Origin of the sequence: Pseudomonas sp. PD9R (assembly GCF_019200975.1) — a bacterium.
Taxonomy (GTDB): Bacteria; Pseudomonadota; Gammaproteobacteria; order Pseudomonadales; family Pseudomonadaceae; genus Aquipseudomonas.
The window spans coordinates 541,281-566,401 of sequence record NZ_JAHTMR010000001.1; the positions used below are offsets into that span (position 1 = coordinate 541,281).

Below are 25,121 nucleotides of genomic sequence, written 5' to 3' on the forward strand. Positions count from 1 at the left end.
GGCTCTGTTTTCAGGTCAGGGGTTCTGGTCGGCGCAGGCCGGACCGCTCGACTGCTGTTCTACGCCCCATGCCTGTTCCAGACCGGTCAATAGCGCCCGTTCACCAGTCCACGCGGAATAACGCCGGCGCTTTGTCGCGCCCACGTTGTGCTGACCGGTGATTTGGCCCAATTGACCGGCGACCCACCCACCCCCCGCGATACAACAGCCTCGACCGATTCGGCCTGCACTCCTTAGAGCAGGGTGTTGCGTCAAATCCGTCATTTTCTTGAATGACTTTTCGTGAAACCACAGAGAAGGCGAGCACGCTAGATGAATAACAACAATAAGATCTGCCATCCAAATCTGCGGCGCGGGCTGCTGGCATCGGCGGTTTTCGCCGGGCTGGGAATGACGCCGGTGCAGGCATTTGAGTTCGATACGGGGAATGAAGACCTGTCGGTTCGTTTCGACAACACCTTGAAATTCAACTACGCCCAACGGGTCGAAGCGCCGAACAGCAAACTGGCCAACGCGTGGAACAACAACGACGGCGATCGCAATTTTTCTTCTGGCAGCCCGGTGGCCCAGCGCCTCGACGTGCTCTCGGAGCTGGACGTGGTGTACAAGAAGCAGATGGGCTTTCGGGTCAGTGCCAACAGTTGGTACGACCATGCCTATGACGATGTCGGCAGCTTCAATCCTTCGACCAATCAGTTGAACAACGGCAAGCCCGATTCGAATCATCAGAGCGGCTACGCCGACCGTTATTACAACGGCCCGTCCTCGGAAATTCTCGACGCCTTTGTGTTCGGCAGCACCGAGATCGGCGACGAATCGCTGCTCAGCGGGAAGGCAGGCAAGCACACCCTGTATTGGGGCGAAAGCGTGCTGGCGTTCGCGCACGGCAACAGCTATGGCCAGTCGGGCCTGGATTTGTCCAAGGCGCTCGCCGTGCCGGGCACCGAAGCCAAAGAGCTGTTCATTCCGCGCAACCAGTTGTCCACCAGCTTCACCGTCAATCAGGAGTTGACCCTGGCGGCGCAGTACTTCCTCGACTGGGACGCAGCACGCCTGCCGGAATCCGGCACGTACCTGGGGTTCAACGACGGGCTTCAAAGTGGCGGCCACAACCTGTCGCTGATCGCTGCACAGAATCCTCGCTTCGGCACGCCGGGGCCGTTGGGTGCCAACCAGTTCCTGCGCTTGACTAACGGTCACACCTACACCCCGAGCAACAGCGGCGACTTTGGCTTGATGGCCAAGTGGAGCCCGGCGTGGCTCGACGGCACGATGGGCCTCTACTACCGCAAAACCTCGGACATCCTGCCTAACCTGGTGCTGCAACCAACCGCCGTTGGTCCGGCCCAGCTGATTTCCGGTAATGCCGGCAGCTACAACCAGTTCTATGTCGATGACATCGACGTCTATGGCTTCAGCCTGGCCAAAAGCATCGCGGGCGTGAGCGTCGGTTTCGACCTCAACTATCGCCACAACATGCCACTGGCCAGCGTCCCGGCTACCGTCAACCCAACGCTGGGTGCGGCGAATGCCCCCGGGTTTATCAGCAGCTTCGACGGCGACAACGGCGTGGCACGCGGCAACACCGTGCACGCGGTGCTCAACGGCCTGACCACATTCGGCGAAACGCCGCTGTGGGATACCTCGTCGTTGCTGGTCGAACTCGGCTATAGCCGCTGGCTGGACGTGACCGAGAACAAGCAACTGTTCAAGGGCGAAGACTGGTATCACGGCGTCGACAAGGTTTCCAAGGACAACTACATCCTGGGCATGAACTTCAACCCGACCTGGTACCAGGTGTTCCCTGGTGTCGATATGTTCCTGCCGGTCAGCTACAACGTCGGCCTCGCGGGGCAGTCCTCGGTGCAACTGGGCGGCAATAAAGGCACTGGCAGTTACTCGGTCGGCGTTGGCATGGACGTGCGCAGCCAATACCGCTTCGACCTCAAATACGTCGACAACTTCGGCGACTTCGATACCTGCGGCTCTGCTGGCAGTGCCGCTGTACATGGTGACGGTGCCGCTCCCGGCGCCAATGGCCAGTACAACTGCGTTCCTGGCCAGACCACCGCATTCGCGGGTACACCGGCCCAGCTCAAGGATCGCGGCATGGTCACTTTCACTTTCAAAACCACCCTCTGATCTTCGAGCTGTGTGTTAACAGGAGACACCCCCATGAACTTCCTAAAATCAGTATTGGCCAGCGCGTTGGCGCTGGCCGTTGCAGGCTCCGCACACGCGGCAGTCAGCGCCGACCAGGCCGCCAAACTCGGCACCAGCCTGACCTCGGTTGGCGCTGACAAAGCCGCCAACGCCGATGGCAGCATTCCGGCCTACACCGGCGGCCTGACCACGGCGCCGGCCGATTTCAAAAGCGGCGACGCGTTCCGCCCGGACCCGTTTGGCAATGAAAAACCGCGCCTGGTGATCACCGGCAAGGACGTCGCCGAGCAGAAAGACAAACTCACGGCGACGGCCCAAGCGTTGCTCACGCGCTACCCGACCTATCGCCTCGACGTATACCCGACGCACCGCAGCGTTGCGCTGCCCAAAGGCGTGTTGGAAAACACCGCAAAAAATGCGGTGACTGCCAAGACCACTGACGGCGGGTTGTCGCTGGAAAACGTCCTGCCGGGCGTGCCGTTCCCGATCCCCGCTGATGGCAACGAAGCAATGTGGAACCACTTGCTGCGTTATCAAGGCGTGGGCATGACCAACAAGTACGACTCCTGGAACGTCGACTCGTCCGGTGCCGCATCGTTGAGCTCCACGGGCGTCTTCAACATCGAATACCCGCTCTATGCCCCGACGCGCGCTGCGGGGCCTGTCAGTCCCGATGAAACCTTCTACAAGATCAAGCTGACCTACACCGGTCCGGCCCGTCGCGCCGGTGAAGCACTGTTGCTGATGGACTCGGTCAACCCGCTGAAACAACCTCGACGCGCCTGGCAATACCTGCCGGGGCAACGTCGGGTAAAGCTGGCGCCGGACCTGGCCTACGACACGCCAAACCCTGGCACTGTCGGCGCCGCCACCTACGACGACGCGTTCCTGTTCAACGGTGCGATGGACCGTTACGACTTCAAGCTTGTCGGCAAGAAAGAACTCTACGTGCCGTACAACACCTACAAGCTGAGCTACCACAAGGACGCGGCCGATGTGATGAAGGCCAACCACGTCAACCCTGACCTGCTGCGCTGGGAGCTGCACCGGGTGTGGGTGGTCGAGGCGACGCTCAAGCCGGGCAAACGTCATATCTACAGCAAACGCACTTTCTATCTCGACGAGGACAGCTGGATTGCTTTGGCGTCCGACGAGTATGACGCGCGTGGCCAGCTCTATCGCGGTGGCTTCTCGCACCTGACCTACAGCTACGACGTGCAGGCCCCGGACACCATCAACCACATGCTCTACGACCTGGTTTCCGGTGCCTACAACATGAACGGTTTCTACGGGCCTTACGGTGGCCTGAAGTACATCGACCCGCTGTCCAAGGCCCAGTGGTCTGCCGAGTCGCTGGCGGGAACCGGTATCCGTTAAACCCCGCGATCCACGGCGACCCCCGTGAAACCTCATGTAGGAGCTGTCGAGTGCAACGAGGCTGCGATCTCTTGATTTTGATCTTGATCTTGAAAAAAAAGATCAAGAGATCGCAGCCTCGTTGCACTCGGCAGCTCCTACATGGGAGGTCACAGAGATTCTGTGGTGTGCACCCGAGATAACAATAATGACAATGATCAAATGGGCTCTGCTCGCCGCCCTCGCGGCCGCAATGGCCGTGCCGTTTACCCGTCCGGTGATTGCCGGCGAATTTGCCGATGTACTCGACACGCCGGCGCTGCAAAGCGCGTTGGCCGCACATTCCATGGTGACCGGGCTTGCGCATGCCGGTGATCGACTGGTCGCCGTCGGCCAGCGCGGGCACATCCTCTATTCCGACGACGCCGGCCAGCACTGGCAGCAGGCGCAGGTGCCGGTCAGTTCGGACCTGGTGTCGGTGCATTTTCCGACGCCGGAACTTGGTTGGGCAGTGGGTCACGATGGCGTGGTTCTGCACAGCAGCGATGGCGGGCAGACCTGGCGTCGGCAACTGGACGGGCGTCAGGTCGGTCCGATCATGCTCGCTTACTACCAGCATCAACTCGATAAACAACCGGATGACGCGGACCTGCAAGCGCGGGTCGGCGAAGCGCAACGCATGGTCGAGGAGGGTGCCGACAAACCCTTTCTCGATGTCTGGTTCGAAAACGAGCGAGTCGGCTACATCGTCGGCGCGTTCAATCTGATTTTCCGTACCGACGATGGCGGCCAGCGCTGGACGCCATTGCTGGATCGCACCGAAAACCCCGGCGCGCTGAACCTCTACGCGTTGCGCCCGGTCGGTGACGAGTTGTTCATCGTCGGCGAACAAGGGTTGGTGATGAAGCTGGATCGCGCGAGCGGTCGTTTCAACGCGATGCCCACCCCGTACAACGGCAGCTTTTTCGGCGTTACTGGCAAGCCCGGCGTCGTGCTGGTGTTTGGCCTGCGCGGCAACGTCTTCCGCAGCACCGATGGTGGGGCGACCTGGAACAAGATCGACCTTGGCCTGCCCCTGAGCATTACCGCCAGCAGCATCACCGCCGATGGCCGGATTGTTTTGGTCAGCCAGGCCGGTCATGTGTTGGTCAGCGCCGATGACGGTGCGAGTTTTCAACTCCAGCCAAACACGACACTGGCGCCGGTCGCCGCCGCGCAAGTGGTCAGTGGCGGTTCACTGGTGCTCGCAGGCACGCGCGGCCTGCGCCAACTGCCCCTCGAATAAGCCCGGCATTACAAAGAGAACAGCATGATGGGTCACTACGAACTCGAAACAATGCCGGTCATCCGCGAGCTCAAGGGCTTCGATGCCCGCTCCGGCAACGCCCTCGAACGGCTGATTTTCAATAACCGCCTGTGGGTGGTGCTGGCCTGCCTGATGGTGACGCTGGCGCTGAGCTACTTCGCGAGCACGCGGCTGACGCTCAATGCCAGCTTCGAAAAAATGATCCCGCAGAGCCAGCCCTTCATCAAAAACTACCTGGAAAACCGTCAGGCCCTGCGGGGTTTGGGCAACGCGGTACGGGTGGTGGTGGAGAGCAGCAACGGCGATATTTTCGATCCGCATTACCTGGACGCCTTGAAGGAAATCAACGACGAATTGTTCGTGACCCCAGGTGTTGACCGGGCGTGGATGAAGTCGCTGTGGACCCCGGCCGTGCGCTGGACGGAAGTCACCGAAGAGGGCTTCCAGGGCGGCCCGGTGATGCCCGACTCCTATGACGGTTCGGCGCAGAGCGTGCAGCAGTTGCGGCAGAACATTGCACGCTCGGGGATCGTCGGCAGCCTGATCGGCAACAACTTCAAATCGAGCATGATTTTCGTGCCGTTGCTGGAGAAAGACCCGGTCACCGGCGAGGGCATCGACTACCACCAGTTCTCGAAAACCCTCGAAGAAAAACTTCGCGACAAGTACGAGTTCGAAGGCAGCGTTCGCGTCGTGGGCGAAGAAGGCAAAGGCCCGATTAAGATCCGCGTGATCGGTTTCGCCAAACTGGTGGGCGACCTGATCGATGGCCTGATGCAGGTGATGTTGTACTTCGGTGCCGCCGCGTTGATTGCTACGGCGATCATCTTCTACTTCACCCGCTGCGTGCGCAGTACGGCGCTGGTGATTCTCTGCTCGGTCATTGCAGTGGTCTGGCAGTTGGGGCTGGTGGCACTGTTCGGCTTCGCGCTGGACCCGTTTTCGATCCTGGTGCCATTCCTGGTATTCGCCATCGGCGTGTCCCACGGCGCACAGAAGATGAACGGGATCATGCAGGACGTCGGGCGTGGCACCCATCAACTGGTCGCCGCGCGTTACACCTTCCGCCGCTTGTTTTTGGCTGGCCTCACCGCGCTGTTGGCAGATGCCGTGGGCTTTGCGGTGTTGATGCTGATCGACATTCCGGTGATTCAAGACCTGGCGATCACCGCCAGCATTGGCGTCGCGGTGCTGATCTTTACCAACCTGGTGCTGTTGCCAGTGTTGCTGTCGTACTGGGGCGTCAGTCGCAAGGCGGCCGAGCGCAGTTTGCGCGCCGAGAATAAAGAACTGCGCGGCAAAGGCATGGGCGCCGTCTGGAGTTTTCTCGACAAGTTCACCGAACGCCGCTGGGCCACGGTCGCGGTGGTGGTTTCAGCTGTGCTGGCGGTCGGCGGGATTGTCGTCAGCCATCACCTGAAGATCGGCGACCTCGACCCCGGCGCGCCGGAGCTGCGTTCCGACTCGCGTTACAACCGCGACAACGCTTACATCACTGCCAACTATTCGCTGTCCAGCGACCAGTTCGCAATCATGCTCAAGACCCCGAGCGAAGGCTGCCTGAAGTACGAAAGCCTGGTGGAAGCCGATCGCCTGGGCTGGTTGTTGCAGCAGCAACCGGGGGTGCAAACCACGGTGTCGCTGGTCAATGCGGTGCGGCAGATTACTGCCGGTTCGTATGAGGGCAATCCGAAGTGGCTGACCATCGCCCGCAACCAGAACGTGCTGAACTATGGCGCGCAGCAGGCCTCGGTGAGCAGCCCCGACCTGTTCAACAACGATTGTTCGATGATGCCGATCGTGGCCTATCTCTCGGACCACAAGGCAGAAACTCTAGACCGCGTGGTGCAGGTGGCCGAAAATTTTGCACGCGAGCACAGCAATGGCGAACGCCAGTTCATGCTCGCCGCCGGCAGTGCCGGGATTGAAGCGGCGACCAACATTGTCGTGCGCGACGCCAACCGGACCATGCTGCTGTATGTGTATGGCGCGGTGATTGTGTTGTGCTTCATCACCTTCCGCAGCTGGCGCGCGGTGGTGGTGGCGGTGGTGCCGTTGATGCTGACTTCGATCCTTTGCGAAGCGTTGATGGTCTGGCTGGGCATGGGTGTGAAAGTTGCCACACTGCCGGTAATCGCCCTCGGTGTGGGGATCGGCGTGGACTACGCGCTGTACCTGTTGAGCGTGCAATTGGCGCAGCAACGTGCCGGGTTGTCGTTGACCGAGGCTTACCGCAACGCCGTTTCGTTTACCGGCAAAGTCGTGGCGCTGGTCGGCATCACCCTCGCCGCGGGCGTGATCACCTGGGCCTGGTCACCGATCAAGTTCCAGGCGGACATGGGCATCCTGCTGACGTTCATGTTCATCTGGAACATGGTTGGGGCACTGGTACTGATCCCGGCGCTGTCGCATTTCCTGTTGCGCAAAGTGCGATAACCCAACACCACCCATGCAGGAGCTGTCGAGTAAAACGAGGCTGCGATCTTTTGATTTTTTAAGATCAGGATCAAAAGATCGCAGCCTGCGGCAGCTCCTACACAGGAACGCGATCCGATGTAGGAGTTGTCGAGTGAAACGAGGCTGCGACCTGTTGATTTTTTAAGATCAAGATCAAAAGATCGCAGCCTTCGGCAGCTCCTACACAGGAACGCGATCCGATGTAGGCGCTGTCGAGTGAAACGAGGCTGCGATCTTTTAATTTTTTAAGATCAGGATCAAAAGATCGCAGCCTGCGGCAGCTCCTACACAGTGAACGCAATCCGATGTAGGAGTTGTCGAGTGAAACGAGGCTGCGATCTTTTGATTTTTTAAGATCAAGATCAAAAGATCGCAGCCTTCGGCAGCTCCTACACAGGAACGCAATCCGATGTAGGCGCTGTCGAGTAAAACGAGGCTGCGATCTTTTGATTTTTTAAGATCAGGATCAAAAGATCGCAGCCTGCGGCAGCTCCTACACAGTGAACGCAATCCGATGTAGGCGCTGTCGAGTGAAACGAGGCTGCGACCTGTTGATTTTTTAAGATCAAGATCAAAAGATCGCAGCCTTCGGCAGCTCCTACACAGGAACGCGATCCGATGTAGGCGCTGTCGAGTGGAACGAGGCTGCGATCTTTTGATTTTTTAAGATCAGGATCAAAAGATCGTAGCCTGCGGCAGCTCCTACACAGTGAACGCAATCCGATGTAGGCGCTGTCGAGTGAAACGAGGCTGCGATCTTTTGATTTTTTAAGATCAAGATCAAAAGATCGCAGCCTTCGGCAGCTCCTACACAGGAACGCGATCCGATGTAGGCGCTGTCGAGTGAAACGAGGCTGCGATCTTTTGATTTTTTAAGATCAAGATCAAAAGATCGCAGCCTGCGGCAGCTCCTACACAGTGAACGCAATCCGATGTAGGCGCTGTCGAGTGAAACGAGGCTGCGATCTTTTGATTTTTTAAGATCAGGATCAAAAGATCGCAGCCTGCGGCAGCTCCTACACAGTGAACGCAATCCGATGTAGAAGTTGTCGAGTGAAACGAGGCTGCGATCTTTTGATTTTTTAAGATCAAGATCAAAAGATCGCAGCCTGCGGCAGCTCCTACACAGGAACGCAATCCGATGTAGGCGCTGTCGAGTGGAACGAGGCTGCGATCTTTTGATTTTTTAAGATCAGGATCAAAAGATCGTAGCCTGCGGCAGCTCCTACAGGGATCAGGGTGTCGATGGATGACGTGTTTTGGTCAGAATCGGTAATTGAGCCCCAACGTCAACGAACGCTCCGGTGCGGGCTGCCGACCCCACGGGCTGGTGTCGATGCCTCGGAAGTAATACTCGCGGTTGAACAGGTTGCTGACCCCGGCCGAGGCCGTCAGGACGCTGTGGTCCTGCAATTTGAATTCCCGTTCGAGCGCGGTGTTCCATACCCAGTACGCCGGAAGTTTGCCCACCGATGCAGTCTTGTCCTCGTCCCCGGAATTGGCGGCGTCGGTGTAGGCGCTGCTGACGAAGAGGCCATCGAGGCTGTAGGTCCAGTGTTCGGCGAAGTGATAGCGGCCGTCGATGTTGAACTGGTTGCGCGAAGCGTACGGCACTTCGTTGTCATTGAATTCGCCGTTGCGCTGTTTGGCGTCGAGGTAGGCGTAGCTGGCGTGCAGGTCCAGATCGGGCAGGGCTGACGGGGTCCAGAAAATTTCGCTCTCGATCCCCTGATGACGGGTGCTGCCAAGGTTGACGAAGCGATCGATGGTGGCGTTGTAGACGATCTGATCACTGAAATCGATGCGGTACAGACCGACGTCCACGCGCAGACCTTGCCATGGCGTGTAGCGCACGCCGGTTTCATAGTTCCAGGCCAGTTCGGCACCGACGTCGCCTTCCTTGACGATCTGCGTCACTTGCGGCGGGCGCAGGGATTTTTGCGCGTTGGCGTAGACGAACCAGTCATCGCTGGCCTGGAAGCCGACGGTCAGGCCCGGCAACCACTCCTCGGATTTGTTTTCGTGTTCGAAGCCGGTGATGCCGTCGTCGTATTTCATTGTCGCGTTTTCGTAGCGCACGCCCGGCGTGATGGTCAGGCGGTTATCAAGCAGGCCGATGGCATTGTTGATGTAAAACGCCTTGGCTTCGTCATCGAAGGTCCAGTCGCGAAACGGCGTGGTCCTACCCGTGGCGAGGCTTTCGCGGTTGACCTTGTAGTCGATGTCTTCACGCACGTATCGCGCGCCCAGCAGCCAGGTCTGGCTGAGTGAGTTGCCGTCGATGCTCATGCTCAGCCGTGGCTCGCTGCTCCAGACCTTGAAGTCCCTTGGGCCGTCCTGTTTGGTCACCGCCGTGCCATCCGGCGTGAACGGCAAGCCAACCACAAAGTTGCGGTAGCTGTTGTGGGCGAAGTTGGTCCAGCTGAACTCCACCGAATCGAACGGCCCCATCGCACCGAGTTGTTGGGTGTAGGTGCCCCAGACCCGGTCGGTGTCGCCTTCGAAGCGATCCAGCGGCCGGGTCGACTGGCGCGGGTCGTCTTTGTAGTCCTTGACGCTGAGGGCGCCGGCCAGATCCATGTCGGCCTGGTAATGCTGCACGCCGAAACTGAGGTCGCGGTCATCGTCGATGTTCCACTGGCCGCGCAGGCGATAGTTCTGGATGTCGCTGTCGGAGTGTTCGCGGGCGGTGTCGCCATTGAGGGTGTTGAGGTCCAGTTGCAGGCCGAAATTGTCGGTCAGGTAACCGCCGGTGCCCAGGTAGGTGTCCCACAGTTGGTGGCCGCCGGCGTTGAAGGTCGTGCGTTCCTGCAAAGTGGTTTCCCACGTCTTGGGGATCGGTTTGCTGATGAAGTTGATCACGCCGCCGACGTTGTTCGGGCCGTATTGCACGGCTGCGCCGCCGCGCACCACGTCGATGCGGTCGACGGTGGCCAGGGTCACCGGGAACAGCGACAAACCAGTCTGGCCGTAAGGCGCGAGGGCCAGGGGAATACCGTCGGACAAGGCCTGAACCCGGCCGCTGCGGCTTTCATACAAACCGCGCACGGAAATTTGCGGCAGGGCACCGGTGCCGGTTTCGTCGAAGATTTTCACGCTGGGCACGCGTTGCAATGCATCGTCGACGCTGCGCACGCTGGCTTTGTGCAGGTCTGCGTCTTTGACCATTGAGCGGCTGCCGGGGTAGGTGAGGATTTCCGGGTCGGTGGCACCACCCAGCACATCGCCGCGAATCACCATCGGTGCGATGTACTCGACTTCGGCAGGCTTGGCGGCTGCGGGTGCCTGCTCTGATGCGGGGACAATGATGAACGTATGCTCATCGCGAACCTGCGATTGCAGGCCGCTGTGATCGAGCAATTGCGACAACGCCTGCTCCGGCGTGTAGCTACCCTTGAGCGGCTGAGTGGTCTTGCCCACCGTGATGTCACTGGCAAAGATGATTTGCACCGACGATTGCCGCGCCAGGGTGTTGAGCGCCTTGTCCAGGCGGGTACCGGGCAGGTCAAGTTCGACCTGTTCCTGTGCTTGGGCGGGTGCCGCAAGGGCGAGCAACAGGCTGGTGGCGAGGGCGGACAATGGCAAGTGCCGGCGGTGCTTCATGGACGGTGTTCCTTGGAAAGTGAGAGCTGTACCTACTAGCCGCCACGAGCGTCGGAAAACCCTACCCCTGATTGAAATTATTTTTTTGCAGCCTTGCGCCGTATATGAAGGGTGCCATCGAACTCGGCATTGAGACTCACTGGCAGGATGCTCGGCAGCAGATTCAGCAGGTCTTCAACGTTACGGTTGTCGAACACGCCACTGATCGGCAGGCTGGCCAGTTTCGGGTCGTCAAGCACGATCGATGGCTTGCGGTAGCGCTGGATCTGCGTCAGTGCCTCGGCCAGCGGCGTGTGGTCGAAAATCAGTCGGCTGTCTTTCCAGGCTATGGCTGCATCGGCGTCGACGGCTGTCGGTGGCTGCAGCAGGTTTTTTCGCACGTCGACCTGCTGGCCCGGAACGAGCTGCACGGTGTGCCTGGCTTCGGTAGTGTCGTTGACGCTGACGGCACCACGCACCAGGGTCACACGCACGGCGCCCTCAAAATGGCTGACGCTGAACAGTGTGCCCAACACCTTGACTTGCGCCAAACCGGCATCGACCTGGAAGGGACGGACAAGGGTTTTCGACACATCGAACAATGCCTGCCCGGTTTGCAGTGCCACACGCCGCGAGCGTAGATGCCAGGCCACCGTCGCACGCGTGTCGCTGTCCAGGGTCATGCGGCTGCCATCGTCGAGTTTTACAACGCGACGCTCGCCGATGACGGTATGGAATTGCTCGGTCTGGTAGGCCGGGTCGATCCACGCCAGCCCCGCGCCAAGCACTAGCAGCAGCACCGCAGCCCCGAGTGCCTTGTGTGACTTGCGCGGGGTTGGGGTTGGCATCGGAAAGCGGTTGCGCAACTCTTCGCGGTGGCGCGTCAGTGCTTCTTCTTCGCGGGACAATGGCGAGGGGGCAGACGATTGGCTCACTGGGCAGGCTCCATGTCATCAAGCGTCGTGCGATCAAGGTGCGCGCGGCAGGCAGCCAGGCCCAGGCGCAGGTGTTTTTCCACGGTCTTCAAGGAAATGCCCATTCGCACAGCCACTTCAGCCTGAGGCAACTCATGGATTTTATGCATGACAAAAACCATCTGGCAGCGCGCCGGCAGTTGGGCGATGGCCTGGGCCAGGCGATCGAACTCCCGGGCCGCTTCATAGTGCTGCGCCGGCAAGGGCGCTTCGCACGCCGCGTCGGGCAATTCCGGTAACGCCACCACCCAGGCCTGACGCCGGCGCTCGCTACGATAACGGCTCACGGCTTGATCATGGGAAATCTTGCGCAGCAATGCCAGGGGCGTATGGACGTTATCCTTTTCGCGTTTCTCCAGCAATTGCACGCAGACGTCGTGCACCACCTCGCGGGCAAAACCCCGATCGCCGAAACGCCGACGCACATGGTCGACCAGCTCGTCGTAATGACGCACCAGGGTGCTGATCAGCGATGGTTTGACCGGGTCGAAGGGCATGACAGACCTGAGGCGAGGCAGAGCGACAGCAAATATAAATGAGAAGTCTTTTCATTCATAGCCTAAAAATACGGTCTGATTGGCACGGCCAGGATCGCAATGCCTGCATGGACAGAATGGTGGCGATTTAGTAGCCTTCCGCGCTTTCCATGATCCACGCCCTTCAAGGACGAACATGTTGGCACTCCATTTTGGCTCGTTGCGCGCCTTTGCCACGGTCGCGCTGTTTTCTGCTTTGCTTGGCGGTTGCACTATCAATGGCACTTATCCCGATGCCGCCGAGCCAGACGCCGCCAAGCTGCGTTTTATCAGTAATACCCAAAACGCAACGCTCGATTACTTCGATGCTGCGCACTGTGATGGCCAGACCACAGGCCCCCTCAACAACCTGTTCACCAGCCAAAGCCAGCGCCGGGTCGGCATGAGTGTCGCGCCGCCGGCCGATGCCAAGGGCTACCTGGAAATCAAGCTCAAACCCGACCAGGATACTTTTCTGCGTACCCAGACTCTGGGCGGCTATTCGGTATGTGGCACCGGGTTTAACCTCACGCCGCAACGGGGTGCGGAGTACGAAGTGACCCTGAGTGCCGGGGGCGGATATTGCAAAACGACGTTGCACCGCGTGCAACGTGTCGATGGCAAGGATGTACGCACGCCGATGTTGCTGGACCGCAATGGCGTCGCGGCCTGCGTAGGTCGTAACGCGATATTCCCGAAATTGCCGGACGCATTGCCGGATACACCGCGTCGCGTGACGTTGATCAATCAAATCATCGATAGCTCCGTGATTGCCTCGATGAAGCCCGATCCGGCCAAGGCTACCCGTTCGACCCCGGAACACCTCGACCAGTTGATCGCCGAGCGCAAGGCGAAACTCGGCTTCACGCTACCGGACGACTATTGGGCGCTGTATCGCCAGAATCTGATTGCCTTTGAAGACGAAATGGCCGGGAAAAAAGGCGAGACACTCAAGCGTTACACCGCCGAATACCGCGTGCGCCTGCAACGACTCGACGATCAGCAATTGGAGCAATGGGCCTTGCCGGAAGACAAATGGGCCAAACCTGCCAATGCGGCAGCATTCGCCGAATACAAGGCGATGGCGATTTACTACTTCCAGATCAGCAACCGTTTGACGATTGAAACCGTCGGTAACCATCTGGAGCGAATGGCGAAAATGGATGAGCAATACGGGGTGTGCGCACGATTTTCGGATTGCTGGAAGCGCGCCTGACTGAACACCGACGTGCGATAAGAGGCGGCGCACAGTACTCGCCGCCTCAACGGTCGCTACTTGCCACCAACACCGGCCAGCAACGGCGCGATCTGTGCGTCGGTCAATGCAGCATGCACTTCCATGCTCATCAGGTCGTTCCAGTCCAGCACCCATTTCTGGATCGGCACCAGATCACTGGCTTCGGCGATGCCAAAACCGGCCGAACTCCCTACAGCATGCCAGCGCCCCAACATCGTGACGCCTTCGGGCGGAGCGCCGCCGGTCTTGAGAAAGCGCTCGACCGCGGCATTACGGTTTTCCGGGCTGATTGACCAACTGACGATGAATAACATCTGCCACCTCCTGTTGCGGATTGGCACCTGTTTTCCTTCGCGTACCTGATTGGCACCTGGACCAGGGTCGCACTCGGGTTTCCAGTTCCGTCCTGGCTGGTTTACAACGAAATCTCCTAGGTGAAGGCATAGCAGTGGCCAGCGCTTCGCGTACGACCGCTGATCCTCTTTCGGGGCAATTTCAACAGCAGGGCGCCACGTATGTTTCACCCGCGAAACATAGGCACCGGTTGTAGCGGGGGAACGGATGAATTGTCCTGCGGTGCGCCTGATCAGTATCGGTTGCGATCGTGATCGGGAAAGGTCAGTGCGAACGACGGGTTCATCACGCATCCCGCAACAGGTCGTTGGCATTGAGCAAGTCGTAGGCGATTTCCGGGCGTTTTTCCAAGGCGCGGCGAATCGCGGCCGGGATCGAGGCGCGGGTCTTGCGGCACAGCCCCGGCAACTCGTCGATGCTGATGCCGATGCCGCGCATGGTGCGCACTTCGTTGAAACCGGGGGCGACGTTCACGTGGATGCCCAGTTGATCGAACATGCGTCGTTGCAGGTGCTCCAGGTCCGTCAGGCTCTGCAGGTTTTCCAGGCGTTCGATCAGGCGTTTTTCTTCGACGCGGGTCAGAAACAGAATGCGCACGTCCGCCCCCGGTGTTTCCAGCAACGGGTCACGCCCGCAGTCGCAGGCGCCGGGCGGGCAGGGTGGGCGGATCGGAGCAGAGGTAGTCATGGGGTTCAATCATAGAGCGCTGTGATCGGGTTTGCCCATAGGGTTTTGGACGGATGCCTCAAGCGCTTGAACTGACTGAATCGGGCACTGGGGCGGGGCGTTGCAGAAAAGGCATTATGCTGGCCCCCAAGTGTCTCGCCTGTCGCCAGAATCGCTTCATTTTCAGGCGGTTAGGTGGAGTAAAAATGCGCAATGTTTGGATCGCGCTGATTTCGTTCAGCGTTGCAGGCCTCGCAATGTCTGCCCAGGCCAGGGAACTGATGCCCAACGATCGTTATATGTGCAGCTGGGGCGCTGGCACGGCGGCAAAAGCGCAGGAGCTCAAGTTGGCTGGGGTTTCACTGTATGCCGCACGACAAAAAATTCATTCCTACAAGTTTGCCAAGTCATGGATGCGCATGATGGCCATGGGCATTACCGAACAAACCTACGACAGCCCGACCCGGATCAAGCCTGCGGCGTTGCGGGAGGTTTTTTATGGCGACTGCGTGAAGTACAAGTTGGCGCGTAAATGAACCTGCGAAGGTCAAAGGTGGCCTTTGTCGGATAGACCAACCGGTTGGGCTGCGCCGTCTATATTGAATGCCTGGCATCAAGCCTGACGGCCGTTTTCTGATTCACCTGAAATTGCAAAAACAACATTCAATCAGGAGATCATCATGACCCAGCTCGACAAAGTACTGTACACCGCCAAAACCCACACCACAGGTGGCCGGGACGGCGCGTCGAAAAGCTCTGACGGCATTCTTGATATCAAGCTTTCGTCCCCGGGCGCAGGAGGCAGTGGCACCAACCCGGAGCAACTGTTCGCCGCCGGCTGGTCCGCCTGTTTTATCGGCGCGATGCGGGTCGCTGCCAAGGAATTGAAGGTTGCGCTGCCCGAGGATGTGGCCGTGGACACCGAAGTCGATCTGGGGACCAATGAAGGTGGCTACCTGTTGCAAGCGCGGCTCAATGTCAGCCTGCCGAGGCTGGACCGCGAAACCGCGCAGAAAATCGTCGATACCGGCCACAAGTACTGCCCGTACTCCAAAGCCACGCGCAACAACATCAATGTTGTGGTGAAGCTCGTTTAAGCCGGTGACACACAAAACCTGTGGGAGCGTGCAAGCTCGCTCCCACAGGGATTGCAATGTGCGGGCCTTAATTACTGGCGTCAGGCGCAGAGCCAATCCACTTGGATACGGTCGGTGCCTGCCATCGCTCAAGTGCATTGATCAGCGCCGCCGGATCAGTGTTGAAAATCAGCATTTCACTGTGTTCGGTTTTCATGAAGCCTTCCTTCACTGCATGGTTGAGCAGGCTGCGTACCGGATCGAAAAATCCGCCAATGTTCAGGCAGGCAAGCCCTTTGTGATGCTCGCCCAGTTGCGTCAGCGTCGCCACTTCAAACAACTCTTCAAAAGTCCCCAGGCCGCCGGGCAGTGCAATGAAGGCATCGGCGGACTCACTCATGCGGGTTTTGCGACTGCGCATGTCTGGTGTCACTTCGTATTGGGTCAGACCGGTATGCAGATGGCCGAGGTCGAACAGCAGGCGCGTGATTATGCCGACGACTTCACCGCCCTCGGCGAGCACAGTGTCGGCCATTACGCCCATTAAACCCTTGTCGGTGCCGCCATAAACCAGGCGTAAGCCACGTTTGGCGATTTCCCGGCCCAAGGCTCTGGCGCCTTCGATGTACTCGGGATTGAAGCCGTAATTAGAGCCGGAGAACACGGCAATGCTGCGCAGAATTGGGGAAGTGGCCATCAAAGAGTTCCAGATGAGTTATGCCGATTGGAGCTGTGGCGTGTGACTGGAAAAATACAGCACGGTTTCCCGCTCGGCTTTTGCTCGGATGACATTCAGGACCTCCGGTTTTTGCCCGGTGCCTTCCACCGAGAAGAACTTCACATTGAGCAAACCGATGCTTGCCAGCACGGTCGTCAACCAGGGCCGGATGAAGTCAGGTTGCTGGGCATCGACGCCAGTGAATGTGCCACCCGATGCGATGGCGATATACACCGGTCGATCATGCAATGCGCCGACCTTGCCATGGTGGGTGATCCGGAAGGTTCGGTCGGCCTGAATCACATGATCGAGCCAGGCCTTCAGCGCAGAGGGCACCATCAGATTGTGCATCGGCGTGGCGATCACCACGCAGTCGGCATTTTCCAGTTCTCGAATCAATTGCTCGGACCGAAACAGGGTGCCTTTGGTGGAGCCGGTATCATCAGGTTCCCGGCGTTTGCTCATTGCTTCGGCGTAGTCAGCATCGATGTGAGCAAGCCCGGTGACACCGCGCTCGGTGATGATGAAATCGCTGCCGCGATGGTGGTCGATCAAGTGGTTGATAAGGGTTTGCGAAAGCCGATAACTCTCGGAAGAGGTGCCTCTGGGGCTGCAAATCACGCGCAGTATTTTCATGGGATCCTTTGGGGTGTAGGGAAACAGGATCTACATGATGTGGTGGCCTGGACCACTGACAAAGAGCCAAGAAACGGCTGTGCGAGTGGGCCATACGCTCTGCGCGGATGCGGCTCAAATCAGCGCCAGGATGCGCCTCCCCAGTTGTTCGGCGCTGGCTTGCGAGTCGATATTGGCGAAACCGAGCATCAAACCGGTATGTGCTTCAGGGCCTATACAACACTCGCTCAAGGCTTCGGCGTAGATGCCCGCGTGCAGTAGACGTTCAACCAGTGCGCGATCCGGTTGTGGTTGGGTCAATCGCACAATCAAATGCATACCGCCGGGCTGGGCATCAATGCTGATGTGCTCACCCAAAACAGCGGTGAGTCCCCTGACTGTCGCCTCGCGACGTTCACCATAGAGCTTGCGCATGCGCTGAATGTGCCGGGCGAAATGACCCTCGGTGACAAAGGTACTGACGATGGCCTGGGTCAGTTCCGGGCAGCCACCGAGGAAAGTCTGGCTGATGTCTTCAAAGCGCTCGACCTGCTCGGGTGGCACGACCAGATAGGCGAGACGGATGCCGGGAAACAGCACCTTGCTGAAGGTGCCGGCATAGAGCACGCGCCCGTCCCGGTCCAGGCTCTTGAGCGCAGGCAGCGGACGGCTGACGTAGCGGTACTCGCCGTCGTAGTCGTCCTCGATGATCCACGCTTGCTGGGCCGCTGCCCACTCAAGCAGGTCAAGGCGTCGCGGCAAAGACAGCGACACGCAGAGCGGGCTCTGATGGGCCGGCGTGACTACGGCGGCGCGTGCATTCGGCGTGCGCTTCACGCCCTGCGCGACCTGCATGCCGTCCTGGTCGACTGCGACCGCGGCCACCCGCATTTGCAAATGCTCAAGCATCTGCCGTGTAGGCGGGTAACCCGGGTTCTCGACGAGGACGCCATCTCCAGGTTGCAGCAGCGCCTGCGAGATCAGCGCCAGAGTATTGCGGTAGCCCGAGGTCACGAACACTTGCGCGGGCTGGCAGGCAATGCCGCGCGCTACCTGCAGATAACCGGCAATCGCGGTGCGGAGCGACTCCAGACCAAACGCCGACGGGTTGGCCATATCGGCGACCTGCGTGGAGCGCACGCACCGTGCCCCGATCTGTGCCCAGATTTTTCGCGGAAAAGCATCCAGCGCCGGCAAGGCCATTTGAAAGGGCAGCAGCGGTGCCTTGTGCCGGATCGAGACCTTGGCGGTTGCGCCCAATGGTCGCTCGGTCTGACTGTTCGCGGGCCTGACCTGCAGCCCCTCAGCCACCACCGAACCGGCCTGGCCACGGGACTGAATGTAGCCCTCAGCCGTCAGCAACGAATACGCGTTATCGATAGTCCCCCGTGCCAACCCCAACTCTTTCGCCAGGGCCCGGGCCGCAGGAATGCGTTCGCCCGGTGCGAGCACTCCTTCAGTGATCGCCCCGCGGAACCGCCAGTAAATCTGCCGGTAAATCGGTTCCGTGGAAGAGGGGTCGAGGGGTGAAAAACTGTTGGCGGCTTTGGTCATGCTCTGGCTCCGAGGGAAATACCGTGGCCTCGGTCAGGCTGATTCACCGGCATGAACATTGATCCTACAAACCTCATGCACTGCCTCCAAGGTCCATAAAACCATAGATCGACTGGGCCATGATTGCGCAAATATGGCCTATGACTTAAGGCGGAACATGGACCTTCTCCGATAGACCAGGCCGCCGCACGATGCAGTCCTTCAAACAACCAAATAAAGGATTCATCATGACGCGTATCAACTACTCCAGCGCTTCCCCTGAAGGTTACAAGGCTTTCGGCAATGTGTACGGCTATCTGCAAAAGAGCGGCTTGCCCACCGAACTGATCGATCTGGTTTACCTGCGGGTTTCGCAAATCAACGGCTGCGCCTTTTGCATTGACATGCATTCTCGCGACCTGATCGGTCTCGGCGTTTCAGTCGAAAAGTTGGTGCTGGTGCCGGTATGGCACGACGCCGGGAACGTCTTCACTCGGCGCGAACGTGTGGCACTGGCTTGGGCAGAAACCGTAACACACGTCGCGCAGACCGGCGTTCCCGATGCTGACTATGCCGCCGTGGTGGCCGAGTTCAGCGAGAAGGAACTGTCGGACCTTACCTATGCCATCGGTTTGATGAACGCTTTCAATCGATTCGGCGTGGCGTTCCGTTCGACACCGGCGGCTGCTGAAAAAGCCTGACCCCATTCGCTCGCCTGGCCTCGATGCCGGGTGAGCCCTCTGAAGGAGCTGAAAACATGACATGGGCACTGCTCGGTATCGCAGGCATTCTGGAAATCGCCTTCGCCTTCTATATGAAGGGTTCCGAAGGCTTCACCCGACTGATTCCCGGACTCTTGACGGTCGTCACCGGCCTGTCGAGCGTCTTTTTACTTTCTCTGTCGCTGCGCACTTTGCCGGTGGGAACGGCCTATGCAGTGTGGACCGGCATCGGCGCGGCGGGCACTGCGGTTGTCGGCATGGCATTGCTCGGAGATTCCACGGCACCCCTGCGTTTACTCTGTATCGCGGTGATTCTGGGCGGGGTGATCGGACTTAAGCTGGTATCGGGGAGTTGACGGATATTTGGAGTTTGTGGGGCGCGTACAAACTCGGCGTGCATGAATTTCAAAACCTGATCAGCAGGAAGATTAAAAGATCGCAGCCTGTGGCAGCTCCTACACGCAGATACGCGGTTTGATGTAGGAGCTGCCGCAGGCTGCGATTTTTTGGAAGGCCTCTGGCCGAAATCAATGGCGCTGTCCACCTCCAACATCAAGGGCTAAACTGCCGCGATAAAACCAAAATAACGACGTGACCTGCCTGTATGAAAATCCATCCTTTACCGCCACTCAATAGTTTGGTCGCGTTTGAAGCCGCAGCCCGGCATTTGAGTTTTACGCTTGCCGCGCAAGAATTAAATGTGACCCAAGGTGCGATTAGTCGACAAGTACGCTTGCTTGAGGACTATTTAGGTAAAGTTTTATTCATACGTACCACCCGCACGATTCAATTGAGTCCGGCGGCCAGTCAATATTACGAGACGGTTCGTGCGTCATTGATGCAAGTTGCCCAGGCCACCGGTGAAATTCGTCATTGGCAAGGTGCGGAGCAAGTAACCGTTGCCACCAGTACCGCCATGGCCTCTCTCTGGTTGTTGCCCAAAGTGACAGAGTTTCAACGGGAAAACGAAGAGATCGACCTGCGCATTATCGCCCACGACCAGGTCAAGGATTTCTCTCGTCTGGATTGCGATCTGGCGTTGTATTACTGCCGTACGCCACCTCGGGATATGCAGGTCACGCCGCTGTTTTCCGAAGAGGTTTACCCGGTTTGCAGTCCCGCTTACTTTGCCAAGCATCCCGGCTTGATGCAGCCCGAAGACCTCGCGGCCTGCACCTGGCTGTTCCTCGACGACCCGCAGCGTGACTGGATTGGCTGGACCGAGTGGTTCCAGATCCAGGGGCTGAAAAGTGTCGAACCCAAACGCCGGATCAACATCAACAGTTATTCGATGCTGATCCAGTCGGCGATCAGCGGGCAGGGCGTTGCACTGGCCTGGTCGAATCTTGTTGATGATTACCTGCAAACCGGCGCGCTGGTGCGACCGTTGGATACAGTGTTGCGAACCGATGCGCAGTTTTGCCTGCTGGAACCCTTGGCCCGTGGTGGCATGCGGCAAAGTGTAAAGCGCTTCCGTAGTTGGTTGATGAATCAACTTCCAGTAACGCCGAATAATAATTAACAGCCACAACACCCCTGTAGGAGCTGCCGCAGGCTGCGATCTTTTGATTTTGCTTTTTTATAACAAGATCAAAAGATCGCAGCCTGCGGCAGCTCCTACAGGGGTGTTTGCGTTCTCCTATTTATGATCAAAAGTCATGAATTGCGCTGGAAATATCGTTTGTCGAGACATGCCCTGTTTTCCGAAACTTGCTGCCAACGGACATTGGCCAGTGAGCCTGCCGATCTTTCAACACCGTGCCCAGCAGGGGAAAACAATAATGACCACCCTCCAACAAATTCCAGTGCATCACCTCGAAACCGTCCTCAATCCGATCCATGAAGCCACCGGCCTGAGCAACGAGTTTTATACCGAACAACGTTACTTCGAACTTGAGCGCGATCAGGTCATGGGTAAAACCTGGGCCTGTGTCGGTTTTGCCAGCGATCTGGGCAAGGCCGGCTCGGTCAAACCGGTCGATTTCATGGGCCTGCCGCTGCTGTTGATGCGCAACCGCGAAGGCCTGGTGCAGGTTTTCCACAACGTGTGCAGTCACCGCGGCATGAAACTGGTGGAGGAGGCCGGAGAGGTGCAAGGCGTTATCCGCTGCCCATACCACTCCTGGACTTACGACCTCAACGGCGGGCTGCGCGGCACTCCGCATGTGGGTGGCATCGATCAACACAAGGATGAGCGCTTCGCCTGTGAAAAACACGGCTTGAAAGCTATCCGCAGTGCGATCTGGATGGACATGGTGTTCATCAACCTGTCCGGCGATGCACAGCCGCTGGAAGACATGCTCGCGCCATTGACCGCACGCTGGACCCAGTTCCTCGGTGAAGACGGCATGAGCCTGCTGCGCCGCCGTCCGGGTCATGACGCCACCACGCTGGACATCAACTGCAACTGGAAGCTGGCCGTTGAAAACTACTGCGAGGCCTATCACCTGCCGTGGGTGCACCCGAGCCTGAACTCGTACTCGCGTCTGGAAGACCACTACAACATCATCTTCGACGAGCACTTCGCCGGTCAGGGCAGCTACGCCTACAACCTGTCGGACGTGGCCGGTACGCACCTGCCGACATTCCCGGGCTGGCCGCTGGATCGCCTGAAAAATGCCGAGTACGTCGCGTTCTTCCCGAACGTCTTGCTCGGCATCCAGGCCGACCATGCCTTCGCCATGCAGCTTGAACCGGTCGCGCCGGGTCGCACGATCGAGCACCTGCGCCTGTTTTATGTCGGTGACGAAGCCGCTTCCAGCGATGAGTTTGCCGCTTGCCGCGATGCGATTCTCGAATCCTGGAAAGTGGTGTTCGCCGAGGACATCAGCTCCGTGGAAGGCATGCAGAAAGGCCGTCATTCCCCTGGCTACAAGGGCGGCGCGTTCTCTCCGGAAATGGACATCCCGACGCACTTCTTCCACCAGTGGGCCGCACGTCAACTGCTCGCCACCACACCGTCTGCCTGAGGAGGCCCCATGTATCCGATAGCCTCTCACTGGCTCAACTACATCGACGGTCAATGGAGCGACAGCGTCCAGCAACTGGCGGTGCACAACCCTGGCACTGGCGAGCAGATCGCGACCATCGCCCAGGCCACCGTTGCCGATGCCGAGCGCGCCTTGCTGGCGGCCCGACGCTGCGCCGACAGCGGCGAGTTGACCCGTGTGCGCCCGGCGCAGCGTGTTACCTGGTTGCTGCGCATCGCCGAGGAAATTCGAGCGGTAGCAGACGAAGGTGCCTGGGTGCTGTGCCAGGAAAACGGCAAGCGCCTGAGCGATGCCAAAGACGAGTTCATCGAGGCGGCGCGTTACTTCGAGTACTACGCCGGGATGGCGGACAAAATCGAAGGCACCTCGATCCCGCTCGGCAATGGCTACATGGACTTTACCCTGTACGACCCGATGGGCGTTTCGGCGCAAATCGTACCGTGGAACTTCCCGGTTTCGATTTGTGCCCGCTCGCTGGCACCGGCCCTGGCGGCCGGCAACGCAGTGGTCATCAAGTCCCCCGAGCTTTCACCGCTGGGCATGTGCGTGCTGATCCGCGCCATTGCCAAAGCGGGTTTGCCTAACGGTGCGGTCAATCTGATTTGTGGCCGTGGCCGCGAGGTCGGTTCTTATCTGGTCAGCCATCGTGCGGTCGATCAGATCGTGTTCACCGGTTCGGTACCGACGGGGCAGTCGATTTTGCGCGATGCCGCTCAGCATGCGATTCCGAGCGTGATGGAGTTGGGTGGCAAATCGGCGGCGATTGCCTTCGCCGATGCCGACCGTGAGCAACTGCTGGCCAGTGTCCAGTCCGGCATTTTCTTTAATGCCGGCCAGGTCTGTTCGGCGATGTCGCGCCTGCTGGTGCAGCGCGAGATTTATGAAGAGGTGGTCGAGGCCGTCGTCGCCATGGCCGAAGGGCTCAGCGTTGGCGTCGGTCAGGACAACGCCGACCTCACGCCGGTGGTCAGCGCCGGGCAACTGGCGGGCATCGAAGCCTTGTGCCGACGGGCAGTCGAAGACGGCGCCGTGGCGGTCACCGGCGGCGAAGCATTTGGCGACCGTGCCGGGCATTTCATGCGTCCGACGGTGTTCCGCGACGTCACTCCCCAGATGTGCATTGCCCAGGAAGAAGTCTTCGGGCCGGTGCTGGCGATCATGGCGTTCGATACGGAAGAGGAAGCCATTGCCATTGCCAACGGCACCGAATTCGGTTTGGTAGCCGGGGTGTTTACCCAGGACATCAGCCGCGCCATGCGCTGCACCCGTCGCCTGAAATCGGGCCAGGTGTTCGTCAACGAATGGTATGCCGGCGGCATCGAAACGCCGTTCGGTGGCGTCGGTTTGTCGGGCTTTGGTCGGGAAAAGGGCCAGGAAGCCTTGTTCAGTTACGTTCGCACGAAGAACGTGGCAATCCGGGTCGCTGGAGAGTGAACATCATGTACAAGACTTGGCTTTGCATCGTTTGTGGCCTGATTTACGACGAGGCACTGGGATGGCCGGACGACGGCATCCTCGCCGGCACCCGCTGGGAAGATGTTCCAGAGGACTGGGTTTGCCCCGAGTGCCATGTCGGCAAGGCCGATTTCGAGATGCTCGATATCAGTGAACACGTTGAGGCAGCTGCTGCCGTCAGCGCGCCGATCAGTGCGCTGCCGGTGGCAGTTACTGTGCCTACTGTAAGCCTGTCGCCACGTCAGCCGATCGTTATCATCGGCAGCGGTTACGCCGGTTACGGCCTGGCCCAGGCGTTGCGCAAGGCAGACCCCGACGTCGAAATCCGCGTGCTGACTCAGGAATCCGGTCACCTGTATTCGAAACCCGCGCTATCGATTGGACTGTCCCAGGGCAAAAGCGCCGAGGCGTTGTCCGGCGAATCACCCCTGGCGATCGAACAGCGTCTGAACATCCGCGTCTATCCCCATTGCAAGGTGCTGGGCATCGACAGTTCGGCACGGCGCCTGCGCACCAGCTTCGGTGAAATGCAGTACGGCCAGTTGGTGCTCGCCAGCGGTGCGCAGCCGATTCGTTTGCCGATCCAGGGCGACATGGCAGCGATGCTCAGCGTCAACAACTTGCAGGATTATCACGGCTTTCGTGAGCGCCTGGCCGGCGTGCAGCGTGTCGCCATTTTGGGCGATGGCCTGATCGGTTGCGAGTTTGCCAATGACCTGGCCCACAACGGTTTTAGCGTGGAGGTCATCGGCTTGGGTCGCTGGCCGATGGAGCGCTTGCTACCCGCCGAAGCGGGGCAGGTGCTGAAGAACGCGCTGAGTGAACTGGGGGTGAAGTGGCATTTGCAGAACACCGTGCAAGCCATCGAATCCAGCGGGCAGGGCTATCACCTGACACTCGCCGATGGCCAAACCGTCGAGGCTGATCTGGTGTTGTCGGCAGTCGGCTTGCGACCCGATTTGAGCCTGGCAGAGAGTGCCGGCGTGACGGTTGGACGAGGCATTCAAGTGAACGCTCATCTGCAAACTTCTGCGCCGGGCATCTTCGCCCTGGGCGATTGCATCGAGATCGACGGTCAGTTGCTGCCTTATCTGGCGCCGATCAATCAGGGCATCCAGGCGCTGAGTAAAACCTTGCTCGGCCAACTCACGGCTGTCGACTACCCGCTGATGCCGGTGACGGTGAAGACGCCGGCCGCGCCGCTGTGTCTGTTAGCGCCGGCCAACGCCAGTGAAGGTGAATGGCGATGCACGCCGACGCAAGACGGTTTGAGCGCCGGGTTTTATGACGCCGAGGGCAGGCTTAATGGCTTTGTCCTGCTGGGTCGCCAAGCGCAAACACAGCGCAGCGCATTGCTGCAGTCCTGTCAGAACTCTCAGCAGGCTGTAGCCTGAGGCCAGAA

Annotated in this window: 22 protein-coding genes and 1 pseudogene; 14 read left to right on the plus strand and 9 right to left on the minus strand. The window is 59.2% G+C overall.

All coding sequences use genetic code 11. From position 1 onward, the window contains the following. Positions 1-15: 15 nt before the first annotated feature. Complete coding sequence (locus KUF73_RS31275; RefSeq protein WP_256345312.1) at positions 16-144, minus strand: hypothetical protein; 129 nt, start codon at positions 142-144, stop codon at positions 16-18. A 168-nt stretch (positions 145-312) separates the two neighbouring features. Here KUF73_RS31275 and KUF73_RS02485 point away from each other — a divergent pair, with 168 nt between their 5' ends. The 4 genes from KUF73_RS02485 (at position 313) to KUF73_RS02500 (ending at position 7,261) form a co-directional block, all read left to right on the plus strand. After that, the gene (locus KUF73_RS02485) at positions 313-2,142 is read left to right on the plus strand and encodes a DUF1302 domain-containing protein (protein WP_218436451.1); all 1,830 of its coding nucleotides are present in this window, start codon (positions 313-315) and stop codon (positions 2,140-2,142) included. A 33-nt stretch (positions 2,143-2,175) separates the two neighbouring features. Continuing rightward, positions 2,176-3,540: a DUF1329 domain-containing protein gene (locus KUF73_RS02490; protein WP_218436452.1), complete on the plus strand. Its 1,365-nt coding sequence runs from the start codon at positions 2,176-2,178 to the stop codon at positions 3,538-3,540. Between the two features lie 187 nt (positions 3,541-3,727). Further along, the gene (locus KUF73_RS02495; protein ID WP_218436453.1) at positions 3,728-4,804 is read left to right on the plus strand and encodes a YCF48-related protein; all 1,077 of its coding nucleotides are present in this window, start codon (positions 3,728-3,730) and stop codon (positions 4,802-4,804) included. 27 nt (positions 4,805-4,831) lie between these two features. Next, on the plus strand, positions 4,832-7,261 hold the full coding sequence (locus KUF73_RS02500) for an RND family transporter (RefSeq protein WP_218436833.1): 2,430 nt from the start codon (positions 4,832-4,834) through the stop codon (positions 7,259-7,261). Between the two features lie 1,284 nt (positions 7,262-8,545). Here KUF73_RS02500 and KUF73_RS02505 read toward each other — a convergent pair. The 3 genes from KUF73_RS02505 to KUF73_RS02515 all read right to left on the minus strand — a co-directional run bounded on the left by KUF73_RS02505 (position 8,546) and on the right by KUF73_RS02515 (position 12,335). Then, positions 8,546-10,885: a TonB-dependent receptor gene (locus KUF73_RS02505; RefSeq protein WP_218436454.1), complete on the minus strand. Its 2,340-nt coding sequence runs from the start codon at positions 10,883-10,885 to the stop codon at positions 8,546-8,548. Between the two features lie 77 nt (positions 10,886-10,962). Next, the gene (locus KUF73_RS02510) at positions 10,963-11,799 is read right to left on the minus strand and encodes a FecR family protein (RefSeq protein WP_371135396.1); all 837 of its coding nucleotides are present in this window, start codon (positions 11,797-11,799) and stop codon (positions 10,963-10,965) included. Continuing rightward, a complete protein-coding gene (locus KUF73_RS02515; protein ID WP_218436455.1) occupies positions 11,796-12,335 on the minus strand; it encodes an RNA polymerase sigma factor in 540 nt (179 codons plus the stop codon). Before KUF73_RS02515 ends, KUF73_RS02510 begins: the two co-directional genes overlap by 4 nt. A gap of 175 nt (positions 12,336-12,510) precedes the next feature. On the opposite strand from KUF73_RS02515, the gene KUF73_RS02520 reads away from it, so the two are divergent. After that, a complete protein-coding gene (locus tag KUF73_RS02520) occupies positions 12,511-13,569 on the plus strand; it encodes a hypothetical protein (RefSeq protein ID WP_218436456.1) in 1,059 nt (352 codons plus the stop codon). A 56-nt stretch (positions 13,570-13,625) separates the two neighbouring features. Here the strand turns inward: KUF73_RS02520 and KUF73_RS02525 are convergent, their stop codons facing one another. After that, complete coding sequence (locus KUF73_RS02525) at positions 13,626-13,904, minus strand: DUF3303 domain-containing protein (RefSeq protein ID WP_218436457.1); 279 nt, start codon at positions 13,902-13,904, stop codon at positions 13,626-13,628. 325 nt (positions 13,905-14,229) lie between these two features. Further along, positions 14,230-14,631, minus strand: a complete 402-nt coding sequence (locus KUF73_RS02530) for a hypothetical protein (RefSeq protein ID WP_218436458.1) — start codon at positions 14,629-14,631, stop codon at positions 14,230-14,232. Positions 14,632-14,816: 185 nt separating this feature from the next. Here KUF73_RS02530 and KUF73_RS02535 point away from each other — a divergent pair, with 185 nt between their 5' ends. Both KUF73_RS02535 and KUF73_RS02540 read left to right on the plus strand, forming a co-directional pair. Then, entirely contained in the window at positions 14,817-15,146 is a 330-nt protein-coding gene (locus tag KUF73_RS02535; protein WP_218436835.1) for a hypothetical protein, read from the plus strand. A gap of 144 nt (positions 15,147-15,290) precedes the next feature. Then, entirely contained in the window at positions 15,291-15,707 is a 417-nt protein-coding gene (locus tag KUF73_RS02540; protein WP_218436459.1) for an organic hydroperoxide resistance protein, read from the plus strand. 67 nt (positions 15,708-15,774) lie between these two features. On the opposite strand, the gene KUF73_RS02545 is transcribed toward KUF73_RS02540, so the two are convergent. The 3 genes from KUF73_RS02545 to KUF73_RS02555 all read right to left on the minus strand — a co-directional run bounded on the left by KUF73_RS02545 (position 15,775) and on the right by KUF73_RS02555 (position 18,573). Further along, a complete protein-coding gene (locus KUF73_RS02545) occupies positions 15,775-16,383 on the minus strand; it encodes a TIGR00730 family Rossman fold protein (protein WP_218436460.1) in 609 nt (202 codons plus the stop codon). Between the two features lie 18 nt (positions 16,384-16,401). After that, entirely contained in the window at positions 16,402-17,040 is a 639-nt protein-coding gene (locus KUF73_RS02550; protein ID WP_218436461.1) for an FMN-dependent NADH-azoreductase, read from the minus strand. Between the two features lie 114 nt (positions 17,041-17,154). Further along, a complete protein-coding gene (locus KUF73_RS02555; RefSeq protein ID WP_218436462.1) occupies positions 17,155-18,573 on the minus strand; it encodes a PLP-dependent aminotransferase family protein in 1,419 nt (472 codons plus the stop codon). Positions 18,574-18,797: 224 nt separating this feature from the next. Here KUF73_RS02555 and KUF73_RS02560 point away from each other — a divergent pair, with 224 nt between their 5' ends. The 7 genes and pseudogenes from KUF73_RS02560 to KUF73_RS02585 all read left to right on the plus strand — a co-directional run bounded on the left by KUF73_RS02560 (position 18,798) and on the right by KUF73_RS02585 (position 25,113). After that, positions 18,798-19,253, plus strand: a complete 456-nt coding sequence (locus KUF73_RS02560) for a carboxymuconolactone decarboxylase family protein (RefSeq protein ID WP_218436836.1) — start codon at positions 18,798-18,800, stop codon at positions 19,251-19,253. Positions 19,254-19,309: 56 nt separating this feature from the next. Continuing rightward, entirely contained in the window at positions 19,310-19,630 is a 321-nt protein-coding gene (locus KUF73_RS02565) for a multidrug efflux SMR transporter (protein ID WP_218436463.1), read from the plus strand. A 248-nt stretch (positions 19,631-19,878) separates the two neighbouring features. Continuing rightward, entirely contained in the window at positions 19,879-20,796 is a 918-nt protein-coding gene (locus tag KUF73_RS02570; protein ID WP_218436464.1) for a LysR substrate-binding domain-containing protein, read from the plus strand. Between the two features lie 259 nt (positions 20,797-21,055). Beyond that, on the plus strand, positions 21,056-22,243 hold the full coding sequence (locus KUF73_RS02575) for an aromatic ring-hydroxylating dioxygenase subunit alpha (protein WP_218436465.1): 1,188 nt from the start codon (positions 21,056-21,058) through the stop codon (positions 22,241-22,243). A 9-nt stretch (positions 22,244-22,252) separates the two neighbouring features. After that, positions 22,253-23,698 carry an aldehyde dehydrogenase family protein gene (locus tag KUF73_RS02580; protein WP_218436466.1) on the plus strand — a complete coding sequence of 482 codons (1,446 nt, stop codon included), beginning with the start codon at positions 22,253-22,255 and terminating at the stop codon, positions 23,696-23,698. 5 nt (positions 23,699-23,703) lie between these two features. Beyond that, positions 23,704-23,868, plus strand: a pseudogene (locus KUF73_RS31280) (rubredoxin); the annotation flags it as partial. Continuing rightward, a complete protein-coding gene (locus KUF73_RS02585; RefSeq protein ID WP_256345372.1) occupies positions 23,857-25,113 on the plus strand; it encodes an FAD-dependent oxidoreductase in 1,257 nt (418 codons plus the stop codon). The pseudogene KUF73_RS31280 and the gene KUF73_RS02585, both read left to right, overlap by 12 nt. Positions 25,114-25,121 lie beyond the last annotated feature (8 nt).